At 44.9% G+C, this 25,621-nt stretch carries 26 protein-coding genes, 1 tRNA gene and 3 pseudogenes; 23 read left to right on the forward strand and 7 right to left on the reverse strand.

Features of this window, described 5'->3' with window-relative positions; all coding sequences use genetic code 11:
* Positions 1-40 precede the first annotated feature (40 nt).
* Positions 41-247 (reverse strand): alpha/beta-type small acid-soluble spore protein, encoded by a 207-nt coding sequence (locus DL346_RS04290; RefSeq protein WP_112880816.1) that lies wholly within the window; start codon positions 245-247, stop codon positions 41-43.
* A 137-nt stretch (positions 248-384) separates the two neighbouring features.
* Between DL346_RS04290 and nrdR the strand changes: the two genes are divergently transcribed.
* Positions 385-849: a transcriptional regulator NrdR gene (gene nrdR, locus DL346_RS04295; protein WP_112880817.1), complete on the forward strand. Its 465-nt coding sequence runs from the start codon at positions 385-387 to the stop codon at positions 847-849.
* Positions 850-1,001: 152 nt separating this feature from the next.
* On the opposite strand, the gene DL346_RS04300 is transcribed toward nrdR, so the two are convergent.
* On the reverse strand, positions 1,002-1,547 hold the full coding sequence (locus DL346_RS04300) for a helix-turn-helix domain-containing protein (RefSeq protein WP_112880818.1): 546 nt from the start codon (positions 1,545-1,547) through the stop codon (positions 1,002-1,004).
* A gap of 153 nt (positions 1,548-1,700) precedes the next feature.
* Here DL346_RS04300 and DL346_RS04305 point away from each other — a divergent pair, with 153 nt between their 5' ends.
* The 11 genes from DL346_RS04305 to arsC all read left to right on the forward strand — a co-directional run bounded on the left by DL346_RS04305 (position 1,701) and on the right by arsC (position 9,877).
* Positions 1,701-2,471, forward strand: a complete 771-nt coding sequence (locus DL346_RS04305; protein ID WP_112880819.1) for a DODA-type extradiol aromatic ring-opening family dioxygenase — start codon at positions 1,701-1,703, stop codon at positions 2,469-2,471.
* 21 nt (positions 2,472-2,492) lie between these two features.
* The gene (locus tag DL346_RS04310; protein ID WP_112880820.1) at positions 2,493-3,875 is read left to right on the forward strand and encodes a hypothetical protein; all 1,383 of its coding nucleotides are present in this window, start codon (positions 2,493-2,495) and stop codon (positions 3,873-3,875) included.
* Between the two features lie 84 nt (positions 3,876-3,959).
* Positions 3,960-4,035, forward strand: a tRNA-Ala gene (locus tag DL346_RS04315).
* 448 nt (positions 4,036-4,483) lie between these two features.
* Positions 4,484-4,696 (forward strand): hypothetical protein, encoded by a 213-nt coding sequence (locus tag DL346_RS04320; RefSeq protein ID WP_112880821.1) that lies wholly within the window; start codon positions 4,484-4,486, stop codon positions 4,694-4,696.
* Between the two features lie 55 nt (positions 4,697-4,751).
* Complete coding sequence (locus tag DL346_RS04325; RefSeq protein ID WP_112881782.1) at positions 4,752-5,054, forward strand: ArsR/SmtB family transcription factor; 303 nt, start codon at positions 4,752-4,754, stop codon at positions 5,052-5,054.
* 55 nt (positions 5,055-5,109) lie between these two features.
* Positions 5,110-5,583, forward strand: coding sequence for an ArsI/CadI family heavy metal resistance metalloenzyme (locus DL346_RS04330; RefSeq protein ID WP_112880822.1), 474 nt, complete (start codon positions 5,110-5,112; stop codon positions 5,581-5,583).
* A complete protein-coding gene (locus DL346_RS04335) occupies positions 5,574-6,062 on the forward strand; it encodes an arsinothricin resistance N-acetyltransferase ArsN1 family A (protein WP_112880823.1) in 489 nt (162 codons plus the stop codon). Before DL346_RS04330 ends, DL346_RS04335 begins: the two co-directional genes overlap by 10 nt.
* Positions 6,063-6,247: 185 nt before the next feature.
* Positions 6,248-7,465 (forward strand): FAD-dependent monooxygenase, encoded by a 1,218-nt coding sequence (locus DL346_RS04340; RefSeq protein WP_112880824.1) that lies wholly within the window; start codon positions 6,248-6,250, stop codon positions 7,463-7,465.
* Between the two features lie 210 nt (positions 7,466-7,675).
* Positions 7,676-7,984, forward strand: coding sequence for an ArsR/SmtB family transcription factor (locus DL346_RS04345; protein ID WP_112880825.1), 309 nt, complete (start codon positions 7,676-7,678; stop codon positions 7,982-7,984).
* A 19-nt stretch (positions 7,985-8,003) separates the two neighbouring features.
* Complete coding sequence (locus DL346_RS04350; protein WP_112880826.1) at positions 8,004-9,452, forward strand: arsenic transporter; 1,449 nt, start codon at positions 8,004-8,006, stop codon at positions 9,450-9,452.
* Complete coding sequence (gene arsC, locus DL346_RS04355; RefSeq protein WP_206098496.1) at positions 9,452-9,877, forward strand: arsenate reductase (thioredoxin); 426 nt, start codon at positions 9,452-9,454, stop codon at positions 9,875-9,877. The genes DL346_RS04350 and arsC overlap by 1 nt, the downstream gene beginning before the upstream one ends.
* Before the next feature lie 58 nt (positions 9,878-9,935).
* Here the strand turns inward: arsC and DL346_RS04360 are convergent, their stop codons facing one another.
* Positions 9,936-10,658: a YjgB family protein gene (locus DL346_RS04360; protein WP_165822371.1), complete on the reverse strand. Its 723-nt coding sequence runs from the start codon at positions 10,656-10,658 to the stop codon at positions 9,936-9,938.
* An 874-nt stretch (positions 10,659-11,532) separates the two neighbouring features.
* On the opposite strand from DL346_RS04360, the gene DL346_RS29855 reads away from it, so the two are divergent.
* Positions 11,533-11,850, forward strand: coding sequence for a CDI toxin immunity protein (locus DL346_RS29855; RefSeq protein ID WP_420849535.1), 318 nt, complete (start codon positions 11,533-11,535; stop codon positions 11,848-11,850).
* A gap of 311 nt (positions 11,851-12,161) precedes the next feature.
* Here DL346_RS29855 and DL346_RS04370 read toward each other — a convergent pair.
* Positions 12,162-13,139 (reverse strand): annotated as a pseudogene (locus tag DL346_RS04370) (IS110 family RNA-guided transposase); the annotation flags it as partial.
* A gap of 352 nt (positions 13,140-13,491) precedes the next feature.
* Here DL346_RS04370 and DL346_RS28765 point away from each other — a divergent pair.
* The 5 genes from DL346_RS28765 (at position 13,492) to DL346_RS04390 (ending at position 16,804) form a co-directional block, all read left to right on the forward strand.
* Entirely contained in the window at positions 13,492-13,746 is a 255-nt protein-coding gene (locus tag DL346_RS28765) for a hypothetical protein (RefSeq protein WP_133257482.1), read from the forward strand.
* Positions 13,747-13,808: 62 nt separating this feature from the next.
* A complete protein-coding gene (locus DL346_RS04375; RefSeq protein ID WP_240633025.1) occupies positions 13,809-14,300 on the forward strand; it encodes a GNAT family N-acetyltransferase in 492 nt (163 codons plus the stop codon).
* 651 nt (positions 14,301-14,951) lie between these two features.
* On the forward strand, positions 14,952-15,506 hold the full coding sequence (locus DL346_RS04380; RefSeq protein ID WP_112880830.1) for a DUF2199 domain-containing protein: 555 nt from the start codon (positions 14,952-14,954) through the stop codon (positions 15,504-15,506).
* A 96-nt stretch (positions 15,507-15,602) separates the two neighbouring features.
* A complete protein-coding gene (locus DL346_RS04385; protein WP_112880831.1) occupies positions 15,603-16,046 on the forward strand; it encodes a Rho GTPase-activating protein in 444 nt (147 codons plus the stop codon).
* Between the two features lie 188 nt (positions 16,047-16,234).
* Positions 16,235-16,804, forward strand: a complete 570-nt coding sequence (locus DL346_RS04390; protein ID WP_112880832.1) for a dihydrofolate reductase family protein — start codon at positions 16,235-16,237, stop codon at positions 16,802-16,804.
* Between the two features lie 464 nt (positions 16,805-17,268).
* Here the strand turns inward: DL346_RS04390 and DL346_RS04395 are convergent.
* A pseudogene (locus tag DL346_RS04395) lies at positions 17,269-18,539 on the reverse strand (IS110 family RNA-guided transposase).
* Positions 18,540-18,863: 324 nt separating this feature from the next.
* Between DL346_RS04395 and desA the strand changes: the two are divergent.
* Positions 18,864-19,883: a Delta(5) desaturase DesA gene (gene desA, locus DL346_RS04400; protein ID WP_112880833.1), complete on the forward strand. Its 1,020-nt coding sequence runs from the start codon at positions 18,864-18,866 to the stop codon at positions 19,881-19,883.
* Positions 19,884-20,191: 308 nt separating this feature from the next.
* Here desA and DL346_RS04405 read toward each other — a convergent pair whose 3' ends face one another.
* Complete coding sequence (locus DL346_RS04405; protein ID WP_420849510.1) at positions 20,192-20,518, reverse strand: hypothetical protein; 327 nt, start codon at positions 20,516-20,518, stop codon at positions 20,192-20,194.
* Between the two features lie 204 nt (positions 20,519-20,722).
* Between DL346_RS04405 and DL346_RS04410 the strand changes: the two genes are divergently transcribed.
* A complete protein-coding gene (locus tag DL346_RS04410; RefSeq protein ID WP_112880834.1) occupies positions 20,723-20,923 on the forward strand; it encodes a cold-shock protein in 201 nt (66 codons plus the stop codon).
* 69 nt (positions 20,924-20,992) lie between these two features.
* On the forward strand, positions 20,993-21,196 hold the full coding sequence (locus tag DL346_RS04415; RefSeq protein WP_112880835.1) for a cold-shock protein: 204 nt from the start codon (positions 20,993-20,995) through the stop codon (positions 21,194-21,196).
* Positions 21,197-21,812: 616 nt separating this feature from the next.
* Here the strand turns inward: DL346_RS04415 and DL346_RS04420 are convergent.
* Positions 21,813-23,024, reverse strand: a pseudogene (locus DL346_RS04420) (IS110 family RNA-guided transposase).
* Positions 23,025-24,032: 1,008 nt separating this feature from the next.
* On the opposite strand from DL346_RS04420, the gene DL346_RS28940 reads away from it, so the two are divergent.
* Both DL346_RS28940 and DL346_RS04425 read left to right on the forward strand, forming a co-directional pair.
* Positions 24,033-24,173 (forward strand): hypothetical protein, encoded by a 141-nt coding sequence (locus DL346_RS28940; RefSeq protein WP_165822372.1) that lies wholly within the window; start codon positions 24,033-24,035, stop codon positions 24,171-24,173.
* A gap of 307 nt (positions 24,174-24,480) precedes the next feature.
* A complete protein-coding gene (locus DL346_RS04425; RefSeq protein ID WP_112880836.1) occupies positions 24,481-25,377 on the forward strand; it encodes a nucleoside hydrolase in 897 nt (298 codons plus the stop codon).
* Positions 25,378-25,621: the final 244 nt, after the last annotated feature.

Here is a 25,621-nt window from a genome sequence, read left to right on the forward strand (position 1 = left end):
CCGCAGGCGACCAGCCAAAGCCCTTAGATTAAGCCTTTAATTATCGACCTGCAAGAGATTGTTCAGCGATTTGTACCAGTTTACGGGTAATGCTACCACCGATGGAACCGGCATCTTTTGTTGTGAGGTTACCGTAGTATCCATCTTGTGGAAGGGAAATACCCAGCTCCTGCGCGACCTCGTATTTCATTTGGTCCAGTGCGGCATTAGCTTGTGGTACAACTAATTGGTTGCTTCCGTTTGCCATTTTGTCGTTCACCTCCTTGCGGTTGGTAACTGTATTATGTGCGCTAACCGTTTTTTCATTACAGGTAACGTTTGGGAAACACTATTGTTGAAGATAACGCATTCACTTTGGACTTGTAGACGGAGGAACGAAAGACGATGAAATGTCCGTATTGCGACTATGCTGGGACGAAAGTGCTCGATTCCAGACCCGCTAACGAAAATAAATCGATACGCCGTCGCCGTGAATGCGAAAAATGCACGCGGCGGTTTACGACCTTCGAGATGGTGGAAGAAACGCCGCTGATCGTCATTAAGAAAGACGGCAGCCGTGAGGAATTCAGCCGTGACAAAATTTTGCGCGGCCTGATTCGTGCCTGCGAGAAGCGTCCGGTCTCGATCGACCAGCTTGAGATAATTGTGTCCGAAGCGGAGAAAGAATTGCGCACGACGGCGCAAGCCGAAGTGGCAAGCCGCGAGATCGGCGAGCTTGTCATGTCGCAGCTCTATCCGGTCGACGAAGTGGCGTATGTTCGGTTCGCGTCCGTATACCGCCAGTTCAAGGATATCGACATGTTCATGAAAGAGCTGAACAGCTTGCTGAACAAAGACCCTCAGTCTTAAACAGCGTATATAAACCTGCGTCTCCCGTAATCGTTAGGGGGGCAGCAGGTTTTATTTTGTATTGCCGAGTGTAAGAACAAAAAAAGGCCGTCCCAACTGTTCATTTGGGGCGGCCATTTTCATATTTGACGCAAGATCCGTTACACTATGCATTACTGGTAGTCCGCAGCTGTTTCCGCAAAAGTCGAGATAAGCAAGACGGCGACCTCATCGCCGATATTTCGGACGAGATGAGGGATGCAAGCATTCCAGCTGAAGGAATCGCCTTCCGCGAACTCCGCGGCATCCTCGCCTTGCTCGGCGTAGATTCGTCCCTTAAGGACAACATGGACCTCTTCGCCTTCATGGGCATGCGGTTCATTGCCTGTCGATGCGCCGGGAGGCATTTCGACGATGACCATTTTTACTTTATCCGTGCGGCTTAAATGTTCAACCTTCAGACGGCCGGGGCCGCTTGTCGTCTGCAATCGGGCGTCCTTGCGTACGATCTTCATTCGGTCATCCTTCTGAAGCAGCAAATAAGCAAGCGGTACTTTCAACGCTTTTGCGATGCTTTCCAGCGTAGCGATGGAAGGGGAGGTTTTATTCGTTTCGACTTGGCTCAAGAAGCCTTGGGACAAGCCGGTTTCTTCGCAAATTTGCGCAATGGTGATTTGCTTGCGCTTGCGGATTGCCCTTATGGAGGAGCCGATGTCCATTCGTTCATCATCCTTACGATAATTGTAGTTATACGTAACTTATTTTTATATTACCAATAACATCATTGACAGACTAGCCTAATCGGAATTATATTAGTTATATAAAAAATAAATCTCTATTTCTAATATTACCATAAAGGAGTGATCCATACTATGATGCCATCTTACTTTTTTGCGCATGGTGCGCCATCACTTGTATTGGAACGTCATGCTTATACCGATTTTTTGAAGCAAATCGCGGCAAATACGCCGAAACCAAAAGCAATTGTGCTCTTCTCCGCGCACTGGGAGGATGCCGTACAAACGGTTAGCGACGTTGAAACCTACAGCACGATTTATGATTTCTCCGGATTTCAGGATGAGCTGTATACCGTCACTTATCCCGCGAATGGCGATCATGTACTGAGCGAACGCATTCAAACCCTATTTGCCAAGCATGGCATCCCAAGCAAGACGGACGAGACAAGAGGGCTCGACCATGGAGCATGGGCGGTACTCAAGCTGCTCTATCCGGATGCCGATATTCCGGTCATCGCGTTGTCGGTTAATCGTTACCTGACCAACGAGCAGCAGTATAATATAGGAAAAGCAGTGGCGGAGCTTCGGGAACAGGATGTTCTTATTATTGGCAGCGGCGGCACGGTTCACAATTTGCGCAGGCTCAATTGGCATGCGAGTCAGGCGGATGAGTGGGCGGCTGCATTCGATCAATGGCTTCAAGATAAGCTCGAGCAATGGGACACGGCATCGTTATTCGAGTACGAGAAGCTGGCGCCTTATGCCCGAGAAGCCGTTCCGACGAATGAGCATTTCATCCCATTGCTGCTGGCCATGGGGGCTGGAGATGCGAACCGGGAAGCGAAGCTGCTGCACCGCAGCTATCAATTCGGCAGCTTGAGCCTCAGCTGCTGGCAATTCAATTAATGCGGAGAGAAGGCTGGCACGATGATCGCAGCGCCTAGGGCCGCAGCGGAACGATCGGTTATTTTTTCGCTTGCCGCCGTATATATAGTCGTGCAGCTGACGCACTGGGAGCTGCTCGACTGGATACTCGGAGCGTTGGTTTTCCTCGCCATCGCTGTGCTGCTGCCGCAATTGAAGGGGATCAACCTGATGTTGACGGGGGCTTTCGTGGCAGGCGGGGCGCTGCTTCTTCTGGCACAGCGAGCGGATGCGAGCGTGTGGTTCGACGCAGCGGGCATTAACGCCACCATTGTCACTTTGTTCGTGTTCGCCCCGCTCTTCGGCATCCCGGTGCGGCTGCCCGAATATGTAGAAGCCTTGAAGCGGTTCTATGAGACGAAAGCACGCAGTAGAACGGTCATGTTTCTTGGAACACAGGCATTAACGCAAATTATGGGCGTGTTTATCAATGTAGGCTCCATTCCGGTTGTTTATCATCTGGCATTCGTGAAGCCGAGACCAGCTATGGCTATGCTGCTAGCAGGGGCATTGAACCGCGGGTTCGCGGGGGCGATCTTCTGGTCGCCCTATTTTGCCGCGATGGCGCTTGTCACTTCCGCATTGGCGCAGGACTGGTCGGCGCTTTTGCCGTATTTGCTCGGTTTAGCCGTGCTCAGCCTAGTTGTCAGTTTAGCTGTGGACTGGCGTGGGCTGCGCGGTCAGCAAACCGAGGAGCTGCTGGCCGAGAATGAGGAGTCTATTCGTACGGATACTGCCGAGGCGCGGGAGAAAGGTGGCTTTCCGATCGGCCTTGCTTTGTATTTGGCAATGGCGATCATCGTTATTTTGCTGTTGGAGCGTTTGATCGCGCTTCCGATGACGATCATTACCTGCATGGCGGCCGTCGCGTTTCCGATGCTGTGGTGCTGGGCGAAAGGCGCCTGGAGCGCTTATCGGCAAGGCTTGGTTCACCATGCCGCCGTTACGCTTCCCGCGCTGAAGAAGGAGATTACGCTGTTTCTTGCGGCGGGCTTCTTCAGCGGATCCGTGGGAGCCGCCGGCTTCGGCGCGTTCGTTCCGAAGCTGCTTGACCCGCTGCCGCTTCCGATTGACGTGAGCTTCACCTTATTTGTGATAGTGCTCATCGTTGCAACCTCGATGCTCGGTCTGCATCCCATCGTATTTGTTACCGTCCTTGCTAATGGGATCGACCCGCTTGATGCGCACATCAGTCCGATTTACTTCGCGGTGCTGCTCCTTGGCAGCTGGGGGATTTCCAATCCCATATCTCCGGCTTCCGCCGTGAACAACTTGCTCGCCGGCCTGTTCAAGAAGTCGGTGTTCGAACTAGCGACACCCAATTACAAATTCGCCATAGGAATGGCGGCCGTCCTTACCGTTTATTTGTCGGTGATTCATCCTTAAAAAAGTCCCTTCCAAAGTTGGATAAGAAGGCTTGCCTAATCTCTCGCTCGCGTGCTATAATCCTTGAAGCAGCAGTAATAAATCGGGGCCATAGCTCAGCTGGGAGAGCGCTTGCATGGCATGCAAGAGGTCAGGGGTTCGATCCCCCTTGGCTCCACCAAATAAGAACTTCAACGCAACCTCACATGGTTGCGTTTTTTTATTTGGTGGTATGCCACGGGGGAGACCATCTCAACAATTTTAACGGTTGTGACAGCGCTTAATTTGCTTAAAATGCCCATTTTTATTTTCTAGCGGTTGCCAATGATCTTATTTGGAAATTATCACATAAGAATCGACCATTGCGCTGCAAATAACGTCAGTCATAACCGTTAGAGTTTCAAAAGTAGTCATTTTCACGAAATAGCCGCTCTGACAACCGTAAGAATTTGTTCTGAACCCATCATATCTTTACTTCTTCATTGGTTCCGCCAATCATGTCTTTTTTGAGAATCAAATAATCAATTTTTTTTGATTTATAGCTAGACATCCAATAAGATACCATGGTAAATTAAGTTCAAGATCAAATATCAAAAAAAGTTGATTAATATGAAGCGGAGGGTTACAATATGAACATGTATACTTATGCAGCTGAAAAGTTGATGCAACTGCGTCAAACTGAAGTGGAACGCGCATCTCGTACAGCTTGGATGTGGAACGATAAAAACAAAAGCAATCAATCGGCAATTGGAAAACTGCTCGCTAGCTGGATCAACAAGAAAGCCGAACTAGCAGACGCAGTAAGTGAAGCGTGCTGCAGCTGCTGCGCCGTTAATCCATAAAGAAGGTGATCTCTTGAAGAAAGAAATTCCTGTAAATGCAGTTACAGCATCGACAGTGTCATTTGAAAAATACGAACAAAAATTTAAAGCATTGGCAGATCAGAAGCGGCTGCAAATTCTATTTGAGCTCTGTCAACGCGGAAATACGTGTGTATGCGATCTGACTGAAATTGTTGAAATGCCGCAATCGAAACTATCTTACCACTTAAAGATCTTATTGGACGCAGGGCTCATTACAAAAGAAACAAAGGGGACCTGGAGTTATTACGAGCTTAATTCTGACGAAATCGGCGCGCTTCTTTCCGAGCAGTTGTGCTGCATTTTCAGACCTAACATAAAGTCGCCGGGTTGCTGCTAATATTTTTTTAAGCGAAACATCAAAAAAAATTGATTTATAAAAGGAGTGCTTGCACATGAAAATGCACGTAGCCATTAATGTCAGGAACTTGGATCAATCCCTGGAATTTTACAAAAAGTTGTTCAATGCAGAACCGACGAAAGTGAAAGAAAACTATGCTAAATTCGAACTGAATAACCCGTCATTACATTTTTCGTTAAATGTACGTCCTTACGATAATAAAGGCGTGTTAAATCATTTCGGCTTCCAGGTAAAAAACACAGAAGAAGTGCTTGCGGCAAAAACACGTTTGCAAGAAGCGGGATTGGTTTCCTTCGACGAAATGAATACGACTTGCTGCTATGCCGTGCAAGATAAAATCTGGGTAACGGATCCGGAAGGGAACCCTTGGGAAGTATTTTACACCAAAGAAGACAGTGAATTCGAAGCAGCGGAAGATCGTGCAAGCGTACCTGATGTTTGTTGCACTGTGCCTGCTCCGCAACCGGTAGTATTAGAAGACCTTAGGAGGAGAAATTCATGCTGCTAATTCGTGGTGCCCGTGATACGGATATCGAAAATATTCGTTTGATCTATAACCAAGGCATTGAGGACCGCATTGCTACCTTGGAAGGCGCTACAAAAGATGAAGCCTATATGCGTAATTGGTTCGAAACCCACCAAGGACGCTATCAAATACTGGTTGCAGAAGCAAATGGTGAAGTTGTTGGCTGGGCAGCGATCAATCCATACAGTTCACGATGCGCCTATGATGGCGTTGGCGATATCTCCGTTTACATTCATCGCAATTGGCGCGGAAAAGGCGTTGGCAGCCAGCTGCTTCAAAAGCTTGAAGAGGCAGGGAAAGAGTATAAATTCTATAAGTTTGTGCTGTTTACTTTCCCGTTTAACAAGCTGGGGCAAGGGCTGTACCGTAAATTAGGATATCGTGAGGTAGGCGTTTTTCATAATCAGGGCTTGTTGGACGGTAATTTTATCGACGTCATGGCAATGGAAAAACTACTATAAAACTGATTAGCTCGTCGGATATCCGGCGGGCTTTTTTATGTTTCCGTGATGGACACGAACAGCAAACTTCGACTTGCAACTTACTTTTGCAGGACCAACGAATCTAGAACAATAAAATGACTTGCTAGATAAGTAAACAGTATTGAAAGATAACCCTCGAATATATTTGAATAAGAGGTGGTTGCATGAGGCAAATTGAAACGGATGTATGCATTGTTGGCGGCGGTCCCGCGGGGATGATGTTGGCACTCCTGCTCGCGAAACAAAGAATGCGCGTCATTGTGCTGGAACGTAACGAAAACTTTGATCGGGAATACAGAGGCGAGGTGCTATTGCCGCGCTTTGTCCAGATGCTCGACCAATTAAATTTGAGGGACTACATTGAATCACAGCCCCATTTAAAGCTAAAAAATATTGAGCTCATGCAGACGAGCAAGAAGATCGCAGGGTTTAGTTTCTCGAACCTACATCCAAACTTTTCGTACGGGATGTGGATGCCTCAAACGTTTATGCTTCAAGCGCTTCATGAAAAATGCAAATCATTCCCTACATACTCCATTCTATTTCGTTCTGCCGTCAAACAAGTCATTAGGGAAGGTAATCAAATTAAAGGTGTGATTGCCTCGGATGGCAAAAACGAAGGAGTAAACATTAAAGCTAAAATCACAGTTGGATCGGATGGGCGGTTCTCTTCGATCCGTAAATTGGCAGGCTTTGAATTACAATATGAATACTATAAAAATGATATCGTTTGGTTTACGATTCCGCTTCCGCCTGGTCAGGAAAACACGCTGCGGTTTTGCTTAGCAGATACCATTCATTTAATGCTTCCGAAATACCCAAATCACATACAAGTTGGGCTCGTTTTCCGAAAGAATGCATGGAAAGAGACCCGCGAGCGGGGCCTCGAGACATTTAAGGATTATCTCCGAAAATTGAATCCGCTTTTTCGTAACTTTGCGGACGAAATCGAAGATTTCACCGCTTTTACCGTTCTCCAATCTCGGATCATGAATGTGAAGGAATGGGCGCAAGACGGTTGTGTATTAATCGGAGACGCAGCACATTGCGCCTCTCCAGTCGGAGCAATTGGTGTGTCGTTATCCGTGGCATCCGCGATTGTTTCTGCCGATATTATTTGGAAGTCTGTAAAGAGCGGAAACACATCTATTGCTTTTCTGCATCAAATACAAACCATTCGTCAGCGGGAGATCCGAATGGTTCATCGTTTGCAAAAGCGAGCCGAAGGCATTGTTATGGAACGTCCCCAACTTTTTCGAATGATGGCTTCAAACGTTGTCCCCTTTTTGAGTAACTCGTCCATAGCAAAGTTGGTTCAGCGTAGAGCGTTTTTCCTTTCTAGTCCATTGCCAATTGACCCAAGTTTTCGGTTCTTGAAGTGAGTTTTTCTATTGTAGGAGCCACCTCCGTCGTTTAGGAGGGGCTTCTCATTAATTTAAAAGTAAATCGCAACAACGAACTTTAATAGAGCTTTACAAAATATTAAAATATAATTCGTTGATTATATAAGCAAATCATTATATAGTTATTAAGTGATTTCAGCCGTTGCTGCTATAACTGCGAGTGATCGGCGAGTAAAGGGGAAATGGAGTTTGGATCAAATTCAAATGATGGCAGACCAATTTAAGCTGCTCGGGGATAAAACGCGTCTTACGATGCTTGCCATGTTAAAGGAGCGAGCGCTTTGCGTTTGCGATCTTGTTGAGTTTCTCGAGACATCACAACCGAATGTAAGCCAGCATTTGCGGAAATTAAAAGATGCCGGGCTTGTCAATGAAATGAGGAAGGGACAGTGGATTTACTATTCCCTAAACATTGACGACAAGCCATACATCGGGACGATTCTAAATCATATACCGTCCTTAAAAGAGAAGATGATCAACTTAAAGAACGACTGTTAAGAGCAATTGGAGGTTCAACATGGCGATTATAGCGTTTCTGATTTTTCTTGTTACCTTAACGTTTGTCATCTGGCAGCCAAAAGGGCTTAATATCGGATGGTCGGCAAGCGGCGGTGCAATTCTTGCTTTAATTTTTGGAGTCGTGGAGCTTGCCGACGTCGGCACCGTAACCGGTATCGTATGGAATGCAACGCTTGCCTTTGTCGCGATCATTCTGATATCGCTCATTTTAGATGAGATCGGGTTCTTTGAGTGGGCTGCGCTGCATATGGCACGGTTGGCTAAAGGCAATGGCAAGCTTATGTTTGTTTACGTAGTTCTCCTGGGTGCGGCAGTAGCTGCTTTCTTTGCTAATGATGGTGCCGCGCTTATTTTGACGCCAATTGTGCTTGCGATGGTGCGGGCTCTCAAATTTGACCAGAGAATGATCTTGCCGTTTATTATGGCCAGCGGTTTTATCGCAGATTCGACATCTCTTCCGCTTGTGGTTAGTAACCTCGTCAACATCGTGTCTGCCGATTATTTTGGCATCGGCTTTGTTGAATATGCCAGCCGGATGATGATTCCGAATTTGTTTTCGCTTTTGGCAAGCCTTCTCGTCTTGTTCTTATTCTTCCGAAAGAGCATTCCGGGCAACTATGATCTAAGTCAGTTAAAAAAACCGGTCGATGCCATTAAGGATAGGAAGCTGTTTCATCTTTCATGGGTTATCCTAGCGGTGCTGCTTGCTGCGTACCTAGTAAGTCAGTTCATTCGCGTTCCGGTTTCCGTCATTGCTGGAATTATCGCGATTTGGTTTATTCTTGCCGCGCGGCGCAGCCCAGCTATTCATACCTGGAAGCTCGTCAAAGGCGCTCCTTGGGCTGTTGTCATTTTCTCCATCGGTATGTATGTTGTCGTATATGGACTTCGCAACGTCGGACTGACTGATGCGCTTGGAGAGGTTATTCAAGTGATTGCAGATCAAGGATTATTCGTATCCACGCTCGGCACGGGCTTCCTAGCAGCGATTTTGTCATCCATTATGAACAATATGCCGACCGTCATGATTGACGCGCTAGCCATTAAAGGAACTGCTACTCAGGGCGTGATCCGAGAATCTCTGGTCTATGCGAATGTAATCGGTAGTGATCTAGGTCCAAAAATCACGCCGATCGGCTCACTGGCAACGTTGCTGTGGCTGCATGTTTTATCACGTAAGGATGTCAAAATCACCTGGGGCAATTATTTTAAAACAGGTATCGTTCTGACTGTTCCGACGCTCTTTATCACGTTGACGGGGTTGTATCTGTGGCTTCGCTTGATCCATTCAACAAGCATGAATGTTTGGATATTAATTGCCATTATTGCGGTCATTTTTGTTGTAATCGTAATTTTGATAAAAGCTGTGTTAGGTTCAAGAAGCAGCAAAGACTTTAATGAAGTTGTGAAAATCAAACAAATTCAAGATAAGGGAGATCATCAATGATGAACAACAAACCGCTTGTTTACTTTCTATGTACAGGAAATTCTTGCCGAAGCCAAATGGCAGATGGCTTTTTGAAAGCCCTTGGCGGCGACAAATACGAGGTGAAAAGCGCAGGACTTGAAGCTCATGGGTTAAATCCCCGCGCTGTCCAAACAATGAAGGAAGCAGGCATTGATATTTCGAATCACACTTCGGATGTCATTGACCCTGAGATCCTAAAGCAAGCGGATTACATCATTACTCTTTGCGGTCACGCCAACGATAACTGTCCGGTTGTACGCAATGACAAAGCTGAAAGATGGCATTGGGGCTTTGAAGACCCTGCCAAAGCAACAGGATCGGAAGAGGAGATTACGGCTAAGTTCCGTGAAGTTCGCGAGTCGATCATGAATCGCATCGCGCAATTTGTGAAAGAAGGCAAATAAGCGCCGCCAAAAAAAGGGAGATCACTCGCCCGTATGGACGAGTAATCTCCCAATATATTTACCCCGCCATATTATTCACGGCATCCGCAGGCGCATATACCGAAATATGGTCCACCTTTCCTGTGTCGGCCGAAATAATGAAGCGCAGCTCGAAGGAGTCGCTTGCTTTGTAGGTATAGATGGTGTCGCTGCCGTTTTTCGTGACTTTCTCTGCCTTGCCGAGCGCGGCTTCGATTTGCTCCAACGTCAACTTCTGCAGCTCCGGCGCATCGGAACGGACATCAAAAATCTGACTGCCTTTGTTGAAGCCGATCACCGCGTGCTTCTTTGCATAGGTCGCGTAATTGCCCTTGCCCGCGAAATCCGTTTTGTCGGATTTGCCCCAGTCCTTCTCGACGTCGTCGATCAGATTCTTGTCCGCGGCAAACGGAATGCCCTTCACTTTCCCGTCCTTCGCCAAATTCAACATCGCTTCGAGATCCCGGGCCGTCTGGCTTCCATCATTCGATGGCGATGATGAGTTGTCGGAAGAGCCGCCTTCGGCATTATCCGCCGGTTGATTCGAAGCATTGCCGCCGGTGCTGCCATTGGTATTCGCAGCATTCCCGTCACTGGATTGATCGTTGCCTGTATTCGTCGAATCCGCCGGAGGCGTGACGTTATTTTGAGTGTCAGTGTTGGTATCGTTGGCCGAATTGTTGTTGGAGCATGCGGATAGCATCATGGCGCCAATCAGCAGCGCCGCGAATGCGAGTAGTTTAACAGTTTGTTTCCTCTTCATTCGGTTCATCTCCATTGTGTTTTGGTGGTGAAGCTACACTCTCTAAACGAGCATGACCATGAAAATGTTTCAATCGTCAGCATACTTCAGGCTCTCTGATATTTTACAGCTGTACGACGTAGAGTCTCAGCCATTCAAACTCATCATTAACTAGAGGATTCCTTCGTTGCTTTGAATCCATTCAGCCTTATACTCGTTATATGCTCACCGATCATGAAGCGTAAGATGAAATTACGAAATCGTCAACTACTAGAAAAGGAAATTGAAATACTTCGACCGGATATTATTATTACTATCGGTAGACCAGCGAAAACAATCTTAGGAAATACTAAGTTTAATGGTACCCATCTCGTTATTTCCATCTTAATTTCATTAAGCAATATCATACGGGAGCTGCTCTTGAAAATTATCGCAATCAAATACTTGGAATACAACAAGCACTTAATCGATTGGAAAGGCTAGATAACTTACCTCGACCCATTAGTGATTTTACTATCAAGAGAATACAGGAAGCTTTGAACCGTGAAAACAATCATTTATTCCATATCATTGGACCGAGACAATGGCTAGATTGATTCGAAATGTTTTTATAGAAAACTTGCTCGTTAAACTAACGGGCACGATAGCACAACATTGAAAAGCTGCCGAACAACATCAGCTTGTTTAGCTTATGGGCAGGTTTGCGTAATCATTACGCGAATACTTCAAGCATGGGTATTTTGCGAAGTCTGCAATAAGACAGTCAACGGAAATTGCCCAATAATATAATGATCAGGTGATTTTTATGCTAGATAAAGTATTTAGAAAATTAAAGATGGAAGCATTAATAAAGAAAAACAATAATTAAACAGAAAACGATTACGGCACACTATTTATTGAATGTATTGATGCTCTGGGGAATGACGTAAAAATTTTTAGCGATGAACAATCAAAGTTGTATGTAAATGAGTTAGATAAAACATTTACATTCTTCTCTTGGGGGAAAGTTGATTGGAGTAACATTGAAAATAAAGAGTTGATAAATGGCCCTTCCGAAGTAATCAAATTTATTGAAAAAAACAAAAATAATCTATCCGATAGATACTTAATTATATGGGATAATGCAAGATACCCTGTTATTGAAACATCCCTTCAACAAATAATAAATGCATGGGTCAATGTGATTTCGGTTAGCTTCGATACTTTTAAATAACTTGATATTAATTGAAAATTATCACGAAGGAGAAATAACAATAGGATTGGGGAACATCCGATAACAATGTATTCCACTTCGGTTCTTTCGAAATGATTCATTCAGCTGACGGGTACGATAGTACGGCGATGGAACCGATCCATCGCTTGTTTTTGTTTCTGAACGCTCCGCTCAACTATTCTAGCTAATAGCTTGTCAATATTTAAAACTTAATGGATAAATTCCACGATGCTATACTGTAAAAAGAGCACGCCAAATAACCATCCTTTGCAGGATGGTAAGGTTTTCCTTAGAAGGTTAGTGTTGTTTGCTTAGCTCAGACGAAATGCTTCTTTGTTGGTTAGAATCGAGAAAATCCAGTGGATTAGCTTATTTACACAAGCAATTACTGCCACTTTAAACGGCTTACCCTCGGCACGTTTCTTGTCGTAGTAAGCTCTAAGCTTCTGGTTACGTGAGCTGCGCAGACCGCAGCGTACGGCCAGATATAAGGTTGTTCGCAACCTTCGTGAACCGCGTTTGGTAATCGTGTTTCGAGTTGCAGTAAACTTACCGGAAGAGAAAACACTTGGATCAACGCCGGCAAATGCAACGAGCTTCTTTGCATGATCAAATCGATCGATCTCTCCGACCTCAGCCAGAATTGTTGCAGCAATTCTAGTGCCAATGCCGGGTATCGATTGGATCAATTCATACTCATGTAATTCTGCAGCCAGAGCATCTATCGACTGTTCGAGTTTGGCTAGATGCTCTTGGTACTGTAGAAGGAGATTAATCAGCAGTTCCAGCGAGATGAGATGGCTTGAAAAAGCTGTTTCTCTGAAAGGGTTTCGTTCCGCAGCAGCCGCTAATTTCAGCGCTCGTTCAAGTGCCCAAGTGGAATTTGACCGTCCAGAAATAGATTGTATCGTCGCTGTGATGTCATTCAGGGACCTGTTCAGTACGGACGAAGAAGTAGGGTGGAGCGCCAGAAAGCGAAGGGAAACCTTCGAGTACAGATCTCCAAATACACCGCGGTATTCCGGAAAAACCTGATCAAGAACCGCCTGAAACTGCAGCTTCGCTTGCACATACATATCTGTTAAAGAATCATGCTGCCTTGTCAAATAGCGCAGATTCATCATGAATTGTCCCCGTCTTTTGTACGGCTCTAACTCTTCTTTGTAGAACAACTCCCCAAGTTGGTATGCGTCTGCACTATCCGTTTTCACTTTACGTAAATTATTTTTTTTGGCTTGATGTGAGATCAATGGATTAATGACGATATATAAATATTGATGCTCATTCACCTTTGGAAACATCCAGTCCAATAACAGGATTCATGTAGCCACTCCTTGTTTAATATTCGCCGGCAGCCCCTGACCTTCTTGTCTTCCACATTATCGCATGTGATTCGGGGGCTTGCCCCAACTAGCCTAATCGAGGTTTAACAAGCAGGGGGGATGAACGGAATAGCTCTCGGGATCTGAGTCCCACGGGCAGGAACGTTCGATCCCCGGCTACCGCAATCTTACGACCACATAAAAATGAGGTCGACCAGTAAGTTCTGGTGACCTCATAATACGAACGGGCAGGATAGTTCAACTAGTCACCGAATACTTATCTCAGGTTTTAAGTCGTAAAAGGATAAGGGTGAATTATGTGCCAAAAGATTACGTTTGGGGAATTTTCGTTGCTGATGCTTCAACTGGTTTTCCAAATTTCTTTCCAATAGGTATTTACTCCACACGTGAGTTAGCCATTAATGAAGTCGAAGCCTTGCCAAGAGATCACAATTATCAATTACTTCGAATGCCGCTAAATAATAACTTCGCATATTACCATAAAAAGAATGGTAAGTTGGTTGGGATAGATGCGATCCATCATGAACATTTTCATTTCAAAGATGAAAGTTAAACCGATTGGTTGTTACGCTAACGGGTACGAGAGCTCGCTCAAGAATCCAGGAAGGATTGAATATGCCAAAATTACAGTTTGAGAAAATGAAGTTAGAGGATGCTGAGGAAATAATAAGTTGGAGGTATGAAGAACCGTACCAAATCTACAACAATGAATCAACACCAGAATTGATTCAAGAAATGCTTAATAATTACTATACCGTTTATGGCGATGAGAAGCAGATCATAGGATTCTTTTGTGCAGGGAACTCGGCACAAGTTCCAAACGATTTCTATTCGTATTCCGAATCATATCTCGATATCGGGATTGGTATGCGGCCTGAGCTAACAAACAAGGGCTTAGGAACGGAATTCTTTTCGTTTGTTCTCGATTCAATGAATCAAATATTTGGGGATGTTGAATTACGATTAACAGTTACTTCTTTTAATCAACGAGCTCGACGATTATATCGAAAGTTTGGATTTAGTGAAGATGTTATTTTTATTAAAGGCTCAACTGAATTTATAATAATGAATAATGGGACATTGAACTACCGTGAAAGAACGATCTAACTTTCATGCTCTGTGGTGCAGCACAAGAGAGGCATGGATGGCTAATGGTTACGAAACAAAACAAAGAGCAGGCTGCCAACTTTAAATAGGCGGCCTGTTCCGCTAACGGAGTACGATAGTTAAACAACTAATACACTATTACATTTTATTCGGTGGGAACGTATAGCCATTATTTCTTTAAATGGTATATTTAGAATAATTCAATAAATCTATGAGAGATGGAATTATAATGAGTATTAGTTATAGAACAAATGGGGCTCTTCCGTACTGGATAATGAGCTGTATTGTACTGGGATTTGGAGTTTGGTTATTAGTGCATTACTATTCTAGGAAACTGCATAAGAAAAAACCAGAAGGACATGTCCTATTCTGGGGGATATTTTTATGGTTTTTTTTAAACGGAGTATGGTTAATGATTATACAGTTGAACTTATTTGATGATCATACTCAACTTACTTTGCTTGTTGTTGCACAAGTAATAGGGGCATTTTTGTGCACAATTGGTACTATCATTTTTAAGATAATTCAAAGAAAACGAAGAGAATAACCTGTGAAACAGGCATTACACTAACGGGCACATTAACTGAACGGACGACTCTATATTAGGAGCTGGGATTACACTAAAACCATCTTAGAAGGGATAACCTTAAAGTGAATAGCAAAATCGGATTCGTGTGTTCGTGCTGTGGTGAATTCCATGAAGAGCTTCCTATGAGTTATGGCAGCACTGCACCATACTATTGGCACGGTATAGATCATGAAGAGCGCAATGAGGATAGTGAACTGACTTCAGATCAATGTGTTATCAAGGGAGAATACTTCTTTATTCGTGGATGTATTGAGATCCCTGTTTATGAAGAAGATGCACCATTTATTTGGGATGTCTGGGTTTCACTGAGTGAGGAAAACTTTCTCCGCACCTGTGAGTTCTGGGAAGAAGAAGGAAGAGAAGCCAAATTGGAGCCGATGTTCGGATGGCTTTCAACCTCACTTCCTTGCTATCCAGAGACACTCAATTTACGAACCATGGTTCACACTAGGGAAGTGGGTACTCGTCCGTATATAGAACTTGAACTATCAGAGCATCCACTAGCAATTGAGCAGGCCGAAGGGATCAGGATGGCCCGTATTCAGGATATCGCGGAACTTATCTGCCGTATGAATAACGGAGAAAGAGAGCACAACGGAAAACAGGCTACCGATTAATCGGTGGCCTGTTGCGCTAACGGGCAGTTATGCGCAACATAACTACCATAAAACCCGTCTTAATTTCGATATGATTCTTTAAAGAGGGGGTACTAAATGAAGAAGATATCATTTGTTACACTACTGTTACTCCTATTTGTAATAGCGGTTATAGCGACAGGTTGCGGGAATACACCTACCGCGAAGGAGTCAGATTTGACCACAAAAAAGATGAATGAGTTCTATCCAGGGGACATTTCTAATGTCGAATTAATCGAGATCACTGATGGTGAGACTGGTGAGCGCAGGGTGTTTACGAATAAACAGCAAATAGACGAATGGATCAACCAAGTGAAGGACATGGATTTTGTCCCCGATCCGAATCAAGGGGAGAGAGATGGTTTTCTGTTTTCAGTATCTCTGTTCGAGGGACAAGAGAAGAAACTAAGCTTCACTACCAACTACTTGGGTGGGCACTATTACATTCACAAAGAGGAGTTATTAACTGCCATCAATGATTTTTATGGAAATGCGGACTATACAAAAAAACCATTAGACTAAACTAACGGGGACGATAACATAACGATAACAGGCAGCCGATATCAGGCAGCCTGTTCAGCTAACGGGCAGTTTTGCACAACATTGTTGTCTTCAAAAAAAATCAGATTTCCTCTTGAGCCTTACGTAACGTAATGATTTATAATGAACGAAACAGCAGGATATAAATTCGAAATCGAAGGAGAACGGACATGAGAAAACTCGTATTGTTCATGCATGTGTCGCTGGATGGGTATGCGTCGGATTCGAACGGAGGACTCGATTGGATTCCGTACAACGAGGAATTAGAGAAATACGCCGAGGAGATCGTAGCCGAAGTCGGAGCTCCCGTTTATGGACGCACGACCTATCGGATGATGGAGAGCTACTGGCCCACTGTGCTAGACAATCCGAATGCGTCGAGGCACGGTATTGAGCATGCCAAATGGCTGCAGGATGTTAAGAAGATCGTCATTTCCGGGACGATGGAAAAGGTGGAATGGAACAATACGATGCTGATCAAGGACAATATCGCAGAGGAAATCAAGGTTCTCAAGGAGCAGCCTGGCAAAAATCTCGTCATCTTCGGCAGCCCGGGAGCGGCGAAAACGCTGCTTGAGCTCGGCCTGATCGACGAATTCCTGCTTACAATTTGTCCGGTCGTCCTGGGCGACGGAAAATCGGTATTCGACGGCGGCGGCGAGAAAATCAAGCTCAAGCTACTGTCCAGCCGAACGCTCAAGTCGGGCATTATTGCGGCCCGCTATGAGTTGGAGAAATAGCTGTACAAAGGTGTTCCACTAACGTGTTACGAAAGTTCAGGAGCTAGCTAGACAGGCAGCTCCTTTTTCGTTTATTAAACTCCCTCGGTACGATTTAGTTTGCTCACGAATGCTCGCTTATTCGCAGGATTTCACCCTTGTCAGAAATCCAGAAAGATAGTAAGAGAACCATTGTTGCGGACCAGGACAACATGAAGGCGTGAGAAAATAGAGGGGGAGGTTATTACCCCATATCCTTCCATATACTGCACGCATTCTCCATGCCGCCCTTGGAGGTTTTCACTCCCATGTCTCAACGGGTCGTAGCCCTCTCATTCCTTCGTTACGCCTGTCCAAGGGTGGAGGCCGGTCTTGCTAACGGTACGGGTCGGTGCCCTTTGGTTCAACTGCATCCGGTACTCCGTGCTTTCTTTTGAAATCCCGCGAATAAGCCAAAATTCGTACAACGAAATAGTTGGATGTGCTTAAGCAGCTAGCTGTAGTGGCATCGTTTTTAGAGGATTGTAGGCTTCACGGCTGCGAGCCATGCCAACGAGAATGCGTGCTAATTTACCACACAGTTTCATAATGGACCTCATTTTCTTCATCTTCTTCACCTGCACATTGTGTGCGTGCATCGCTTGAAATTCCGGATTATTCATCACCAAACTCATCGTCATCATGAAGATAAACCGTCGGAGGCGAGAGCGTCCACGTTTGCTAATTTTCATCTGTCCGGTCCATTTGCCTGAGCTTGCTTCAGCGAGGTTGAGACCAGCATGACGCAGCAGGGCATTGCCGTGAACAAAGCCGCTTAAATCACCGGCTTCGCCAAGAATACCAGCGAGTGATATGGCACTAATCCCTTTGACAGCAAGCATCGCTTTAGCGAAAGGTATGCGATCTAATACGGTAAGGATCTCCTTCTCGACTGTTTTTAGCTGCTGGCAAGCAAGGTCGTACTCATCGAGTAATTGCTTTAAATGAAGCTTGTAAGCATGCGAGGCTTGTTTGGACCCAACAGAACGGCTAGCAAGAGAGGTGAGAGTTCTAGCCTTACGCTCACCAGAATGCCGTTTCATAAGGGTCTTCCAGCCTTTAATGATGTCTTGAGGCCGCAGCTTACTCAAATCTTCTGGTGTTGGAAAGAGACGGAGAGTAGCTAACGAGCCGGCGCACATCAAGCTCTTGAAGACTTGTCGTAGCTCAGGGAAAACAACGTCGACCCACCGATGGATTTGATTCTTTGCACTAACGAGTCTCGTCACGACAGAGTCACGGTTTGAGAGATAGACACGTAATTCTTCGAAGGCTTCAGGCGTGTTACGAATGAACGAGTAGTAACCGTTCTTTACCATATCCGCAATGACGAGAGCGTCTTTTTTGTCGCTCTTGGATGGCGAATTGTCTCGGTTTTCTTTGTTCTTCTTAACAAGATGAGGGTTAACGAGAACGACTTCAAACTGTTGCTCAGAGATCCATTTGGAGAGATTGAGCCAGTAGTGTCCGGTAGGTTCCATGCCAACAATGGCTGCCGTTAAACCATGTGTTGTTTGGAGCGAATGGATCCACCTAAGCAGGATGTGAAATCCTTCTTCGTCATTTGAGAAGGAAAGAGGGCTGCCAACAACAATTCTCGAAAGTTAACAGCACGTGCGACATGTGTTTGCTGAGCAATGTCGATCCCAACGACCAGATGGTTGGCGGTAATTTTTTCAATGAGTTGATTTTGCTTGTATTGCGATTTAAACTTCATAGTAGAGCGTCCTCCTGGATGATGGGATTTAAAGGGCTATGACCCGTTGCGTACTCCCATCGTACCGAGGCGCTTTTCTTTTTACAAAGACGAAATTAATCCATCTACAGGAATGCTAACGGGTACGATAGCGTAACAAAGACACGAAGGCAGCCGAACAAACTGAATCGGCAGCCTTCGTTTACTAACGGCAGGTTTGCGCGATGGAGAATGTATCATAAAAACATGACATATAAATTGGAACAACTTTGCCCTATCTACATACTACCATTGTTGATACAATGAAGCTCTAAGATGGGGGCAAAGAGAGGATAATCTTACAAAATGATAGATTCAGAGCAGGATAACTGGCGTAAAGAGATTTCAGTCTACGAAAGACCGGTGTTAAAGAGCAGTATTTGGCAGCTCGTGAACACGATTGGGCCTGTAGTGCTGCTGTGGCTTGCTGCCTATTGGAGCTTATCGCTTTCCGTTTGGTTGACCATCGGTTTATCAGTCGTCACCGGAGGATTTCTAGTTCGAACGTTTATTATTTTTCATGACTGCTGTCACAAATCATTCTTTAAGAATCGCAGAGCTAACGATATTGTAGGTACCATTACCGGAATTATGACTTATGTGCCATATCTCCAATGGAAGCACAGCCACACCGTACATCATGCGACCTGCGGAAATCTCGATCGGCGAGGGACGGGCGATATTTGGACCATGACGGTTGACGAGTATTTGAAGGCTGCGCCGCTGCGGAAACTGGTGTATCGGTTGTACCGAAGCCCCTTAATTATGTTTACAATCGGACCGGTATATATCTTTCTGATTGACTACCGCTTTAACCGAAAGCGTGCTGGCGCGAAAGAACGGTTTAATACCTATATGACCAATGCGGGCATCGCCGCCATTGCCGGACTGCTTTGCTGGGCCACAGGCTGGCAGGCGTTTATTCTTATTCAAGGAACGGTATTCTTCATTTCAAGTATGGCAGGGATTTGGCTGTTTTATGTACAGCACCAATTCGAGGAGTCTTACTACGAAATGGACGAGAAGTGGGATTATGTAAAGGCCGCAATGCAAGGAAGCTCATACTATAAATTGCCACGCATCCTGCATTGGATTTCCGGCAACATCGGGTTTCACCATATTCACCATTTTAGCCCCAGAATTCCGAACTACTACTTGAAAACCGTGCATCATGCCAATCCGCGCATGCATGATGTGCAGGAAATTACGTTGCTATCCAGTTTGGCATCTCTTAATTTCAGACTGTGGGATGAGACAAGCATGAAATTTATCGGATTCCGGGGATTGAAGCGGATGCGGCATGCCCAAGCTTCCGATGCGCTTTAGAACTTAACCACGGGACACGATAGCTTAATAAACTCAAGGAACGGCATCTGGCGTACTGTCTGCCGTGATAGTGAAAAGAGAACTGCATCATAAACGACGAAGGAGCTGCAACGCAGCTCCTTTTAACATCTTCACATTTTGTGATGTTCAATTAGCCTTCAACATATTTGGAAAATCAAGTAATGCTGGTACCAAATGACAAGAACTTGATCCGATAATTTAAAAAGCCCTCGATCCACGCGGACTTCATTCGGACAATGTTCTTGTCACCTGAGTCATCTCTATTATTATTTTTAATTCAGATGCCGCTATACCCGATGGCCGGCCTCGTATTCCTCATTGGCCCGGCCCAGCATCGTCTTCCAGCTATCAAAGTCGGTCTCCCGGTCGACATGCCGATCGAACAGCTCTTCGGGGATGTTGTCGACGTCTTCCAGGGTTTTAACGTCGAAGTTTCCCTTGCGGAGAAACTCGTTGAAACATTTGAAGGAAGAGTAGCGGCTCATGAAGGTCTCATGAAATAACATTTCAAAGGATACGTGATTCTGGACGCCTTCATTGGATTTCGCGCCTTGAAGCTCTTTCAGCAATTCATCAAAGGAAATCGGCTTGTTTCTTTTCTTCAGACCTATCACTCCTAAATCTTTTTATCCTTCATGATACCATACTTGTTGATTTGTATATTGTGCTGTGTTACTATAGTTTAATAAACACAAATCAAACCTTTAAATTCACATATTGAAAAGGGTTCTCGTTGTGCGGATGGTACCTTTTTCAATTTGTGATTTTTGTTTATACAAGAAAAACATGTTAATCAATCATTTGGAGGCATAGTTAATATGCAATCAGGAACAGTAAAATGGTTTAACGGTGACAAAGGCTTTGGTTTTATCGAGGTTGAAGGCGGTAGCGACGTATTCGTACACTTTTCCGCAATCCAAGGCGATGGATACAAGACCCTCGACGAAGGCCAGCGCGTTCAGTTCAACGTGACTCAAGGCAACCGCGGACCTCAAGCCGAAAACGTAGTTAAGCTGTAAATAAAGTCAAAAAAGCTGCCCTTAACACCGCGTTAAGGGTAGCTTTTTAATTAAAGGAGGGGATTCATATTGGCTTATCGTGGCAAACCGGTAGAAGATATTCCACATGAAGAAACTGTAATCTGGAGCTGTACGCATAAAGACTGCAAAGGATGGATCCGTGATAATTTCTCGTTTGCGAACGTGCCTGTGTGCTCGATTTGCCAGTCCCCAATGATGAGAAGCGTGAAGATGCTTCCGCCAATAATCAATACTAACAAAGGACGGCGCTGACACACCGCAGCCAGTCGCTTCGCCGTCACCCCTCCAGCCCATTTGTTCATCGCCGAACAAAAGGATTTGTGTCACTATTTTTTGATACAGATCTCCCCTCAATAAACAAAAGAACCCTATAAAATATGGATACTTAATAAGGGTGCTATTGTGTCGTTCTACAACATGGGCGTACAATAAAAAAATAAACTGTAACCCCTGCAACAGCATGTTTTCACATGCCTAAACGACACGCTCGGCAGCGCGCTAGGTTCGATAGGGCCGTATCAAAATAGAAAAGCTAGATCATTGCGCTAACGGGTACGATAGCAGAACAAAAGCAGGCTGCCGACGAAAATCGGCGGCCTGTTTCGCTAACGGGAAGCATAGCGCAACAGCTTATTGCAACATTATTTGATAAAGGTTACTCGCACATATAGAACGCGAACAAACAATAACGGTAAAAAATGTGAGGTTAACGTTTATATGAAATCAATGATTTTCTTATTGCTATCAACATTGTTTATAAGCGGTTGCTTTGCCTCTGTTGACCCAAAAGAAAAAGGTGCGGTTCAATTGGACGTACGGAAAATAACCCTCCAAATTTAGATTGGAAGGTTTTTCTTGTGTTGGTTGCTTAGGCCAAATTCAAGTCGATGAAGGTTTCTTTGCGTTTAAGCAGAGCAAATACCCAGTGTAGTAGCTTGTTCACGCAGGCGATCATGGCGACTTTGTAGGGTTTACCTTCAGCGATCTTCTTCTCGTAAAATGCCTTCATTTTCTTGCTGCCGGAGCGCCGCAAGCTGCAAAGGACGGCCAAGAATAAGGTGTGCCGGAGCCTACTGGAGCCTCGTTTTGTAATTCGATTGATCGTTGCCGTGAATTTCCCCGACATATGAACGCTAGGATCTACACCAGCGAAGGCAACCAGTTTCTTCGGGTGATTAAACCGATCGATTTCACCGATTTCAGAAATAATCGTTGCAGCGATTTTTTCGCCGATCCGGGGATCGATTGGATAATCTGATATTCTTCCAATTCATTAGCGAGGGCATCCATTTGCTTTTCCAGGGCGGTTAGATGCTCTCGATAATGAAGTAACATGCTTACGTACATTTCAAGACTAATGAGATGGCTGTGAAACGGTGCATTTCGAAAGGGATTCCGCTCAGCTGCAGCCAGCAGAGCTTCCGCTTTTGACCGTGCCCAGTTCTCAGATCGGCGCGTATACATAAGCGTGCAATCTTCTCCGTAACATTAGTTTTCCCGGCTTTAAGAGCAGCGTCTGAAGTCGGAAATGCCAACAACGTATTGAGCGATACCGCAGAGTGTAAGTCCCCAAAAACGCCTTTATACTCAGGGAAAACCTGATCTAAGACAGCTTGAAATTGCAGTTTGATTTGAATGTAGAGACCCGTAATTGCATCGTGCTGCCTTGTTAAGTTACGTAGGTTTAGCAGCTGAACGCCTCTAGTTTTGTGCCGTTCAAAGTCCTCTTTGTAGAACAGTTCACATAAAGCGTAGGCGTCAACGGCATCGGTCTTTACCTTGCGCAAGCTGGAGGCTTTCTTGGCCTGATAAGACAGCATCGGATTAACCACGACAAACAAGTAATTATGATCCTCCAAGAAACGAGTAACTGGAAGATGATAGTGACCTGTCGATTCTAAGATAACCATAGGCTTCTGATCTGTTTGCTCCTCAATTAAACCTAAGAACGAATGGAAAGCCTCTAAACCTTCACGAGTATGAGGGACGGTAAAGCTCTTACCGTAAGGCTGACCTCTGTCTAGAAAGCCTGGCCCTGGCTTTCTCCCTTAGCAATGTCCAGCCCAATTACTGGATTCATCGTTTGTATCACCTTCACTTCCTAAGATTCGCCGGTAGCCCCTGGTCCCGCTTGTAATGTCATAGCTTCGCTTGTTATTCGGGATCGATGTCCCAACCAGCCTCAAACATGTTTCTACAAGTAGGGGGTGAACAGTTTAGCGCACGGGGTCTAACCCCACGGGCAGAGACGTTCTACCCCGGCTACCCGTACTAAACCTCTTAAAGATAAAAGAGGTCAACCAGTAAAAACTGGCTGACCTCATAATACGAACGGGCAGGTTAATGTAACTTAAGGAATTTCCTACTGAATGCTGAATAATGGAGTATATGGTAACTTCGCGGTAACAAACCACACGAGAATCGAGGTTTTTATCAATTACCAAAAAGCATAAATGCGATAAGGAAGCCGGATTATAAGGGGTTTCAGGTTCTTTTAAAGTACGGAACAAAACAGTGATGCATCGCTGGCAGCGATGAGATCAGGAGTTCGATCCCCCTAGGCTCCACCTTAACAGATCCGTGCCCTTGCGATGCAAGGGCTTTTTGTCGTTTTACAAAAAAGTTGAGACGCGTTGCTTTAAGGTCCACAGCGTCTCTTTATTTTTCAACATCGTCAGGTTATCGTCAGCACAAAAACGCGTTAGATTATGTAGAATGACGAACCTGCGAAGGGCTGTTCGACAATATCGAAATTTGGTTCAGGGTATTCACATGTTGACCTGTTACTGCAGGCATTTTGCCGTGGTCACTGCGTCTGCGACAAATGCAAATTCCACAATCCTGTGAAATTCGCGTCGCTTGTGATAAAAATCACATTTCGAACGTCTAAATAGGGCTACGATAGTTTTAGAAAAGAATTAAGGGGGCGCATTCACATGAGTGATGTTAGAGCATACCGTTATGAGAATAAAACAGCAAGCGACTCCAGTAGTGTATATGACTAAATCGGTAAAAGCCGATACGATTCATCGATTGGTCCATGCTTTCTATAAATAAAAGTTCACACAACTACTAAGGAGTGAGATAAATGGAAGTTATGTTCATGATCATGGGATTCAACGTAGCAGTGATCGTTGTACTTGGCATTCTTGTAAAAGGCGCATTGGACATGGAACCGATTAATAAAACATATCCGACCGGACAAACCTTGAATGGAGGCGAGAAATAATGGATGCTATGGCCATTTACCTATATTTCTTCGGTATGCTCGCGTTGCTGCTTATCGGATTGCTTGTACCTGCCCACTATATAACCATTCCAAAAGACGATGAAAACGAAGGGTAATGAGTTGAAACTGAACAGAAAAACAATGGAGACTCTTTCGGGAGTCTCTTTTTTTTGATTTTTTTGCACTATATTGCAACAACACCATATATTTTTACTTGAAAATCATATTTATGTACATTGTTTTCGTTATAGTCAAGTGCGTAAAATGAAGCTATGCAATATTACATAATCTCACATGGGAGGGTAACATGGATAAAACAAAGATTATCATTGATACGGATATTGGCGATGATATCGACGATGCGCTGGCGATTGCGTTTGCGCTTGAATCGCCTGAATTGGAAATTATCGGAATAACGACGGTGTTCAAAAATGTTACGGCCCGGGCAAAAATAGCGGTTAACTTGCTCGAAAAGGCTGGACGGGCAGATATTCCCGTATATGCAGGCATTGGAAGCCCGATCCTCAACAAGGTGGACTTAAGCGAGATTCCGAACCAATACTCGGAAGAAAAAGAAGGACATGCAGAGGGCTTCAAGACAACGGCCATCGATTTCATCATCGATACGGTCATGAAATCGGATGGAGATATAACCCTGGTGCCGATCGGTCCTTTGACCAATATCGCAATTGCCATCCTCAAAGAGCCGGAGCTCAAACATAGGGTGAAAGAGATTGTGATGATGGGTGGTTGTTTCTACAGCCATCTAAGCGAATGGAATATCAGATGCGACCCGGAAGCCGCAAGGATCGTGTTCGAATCGGGCATCCCTATTAAGGCCGTTGGACTTGATGTTACGGTGAAATGTATTCTGACCAAAGAAAATATGGACCGGTTGTTGACCAGCCATAAACAATCGGCCGATTATATTCCGGAATTGATCGCAAGGTGGCAGAAGGTAACGGACCATTATCCGATGATGCATGATCCTCTGGCGATCTGCGCCGTGTTTGACGATCGCATACTGGAAATGCAGCAGGACGAGATTGTTGTGGAGACTCAGGGCGAATTTACGCGCGGGGCGACTTATAACAAAAGCGCGCTCTACTGGCGCGGAAACGCCGATCAGTCCGTCATCAAGGCTGCCAAAAATGTGGATGCAGAAGCTTTTATAAAACTGTATATGGACAGAGTGTGTTTTTAACACCGGAAATTGTAAGCCTTTTCAAACATGGCAAAAAGACGCATGAGGATCGCCAGAGACACTTTCATAACAGCTCCCTTTAAGGTGCTACGAATAAACAGGCTGCCTAGTTGGCAGCCTGTTGCTCGTAGAATCGGATGTGGAAGCTGTCTTGATCGGGATCGGAATTTGTACGAAGCACGAACTTGATTTTACAGGTTAGAAACTCTTCTTTTTGTATACGATGGTGAATATACGATCCGAG

Source organism: Paenibacillus montanisoli, assembly GCF_003268025.1.
GTDB lineage: Bacteria > Bacillota > Bacilli > Paenibacillales > Paenibacillaceae > Paenibacillus_Z > Paenibacillus_Z montanisoli.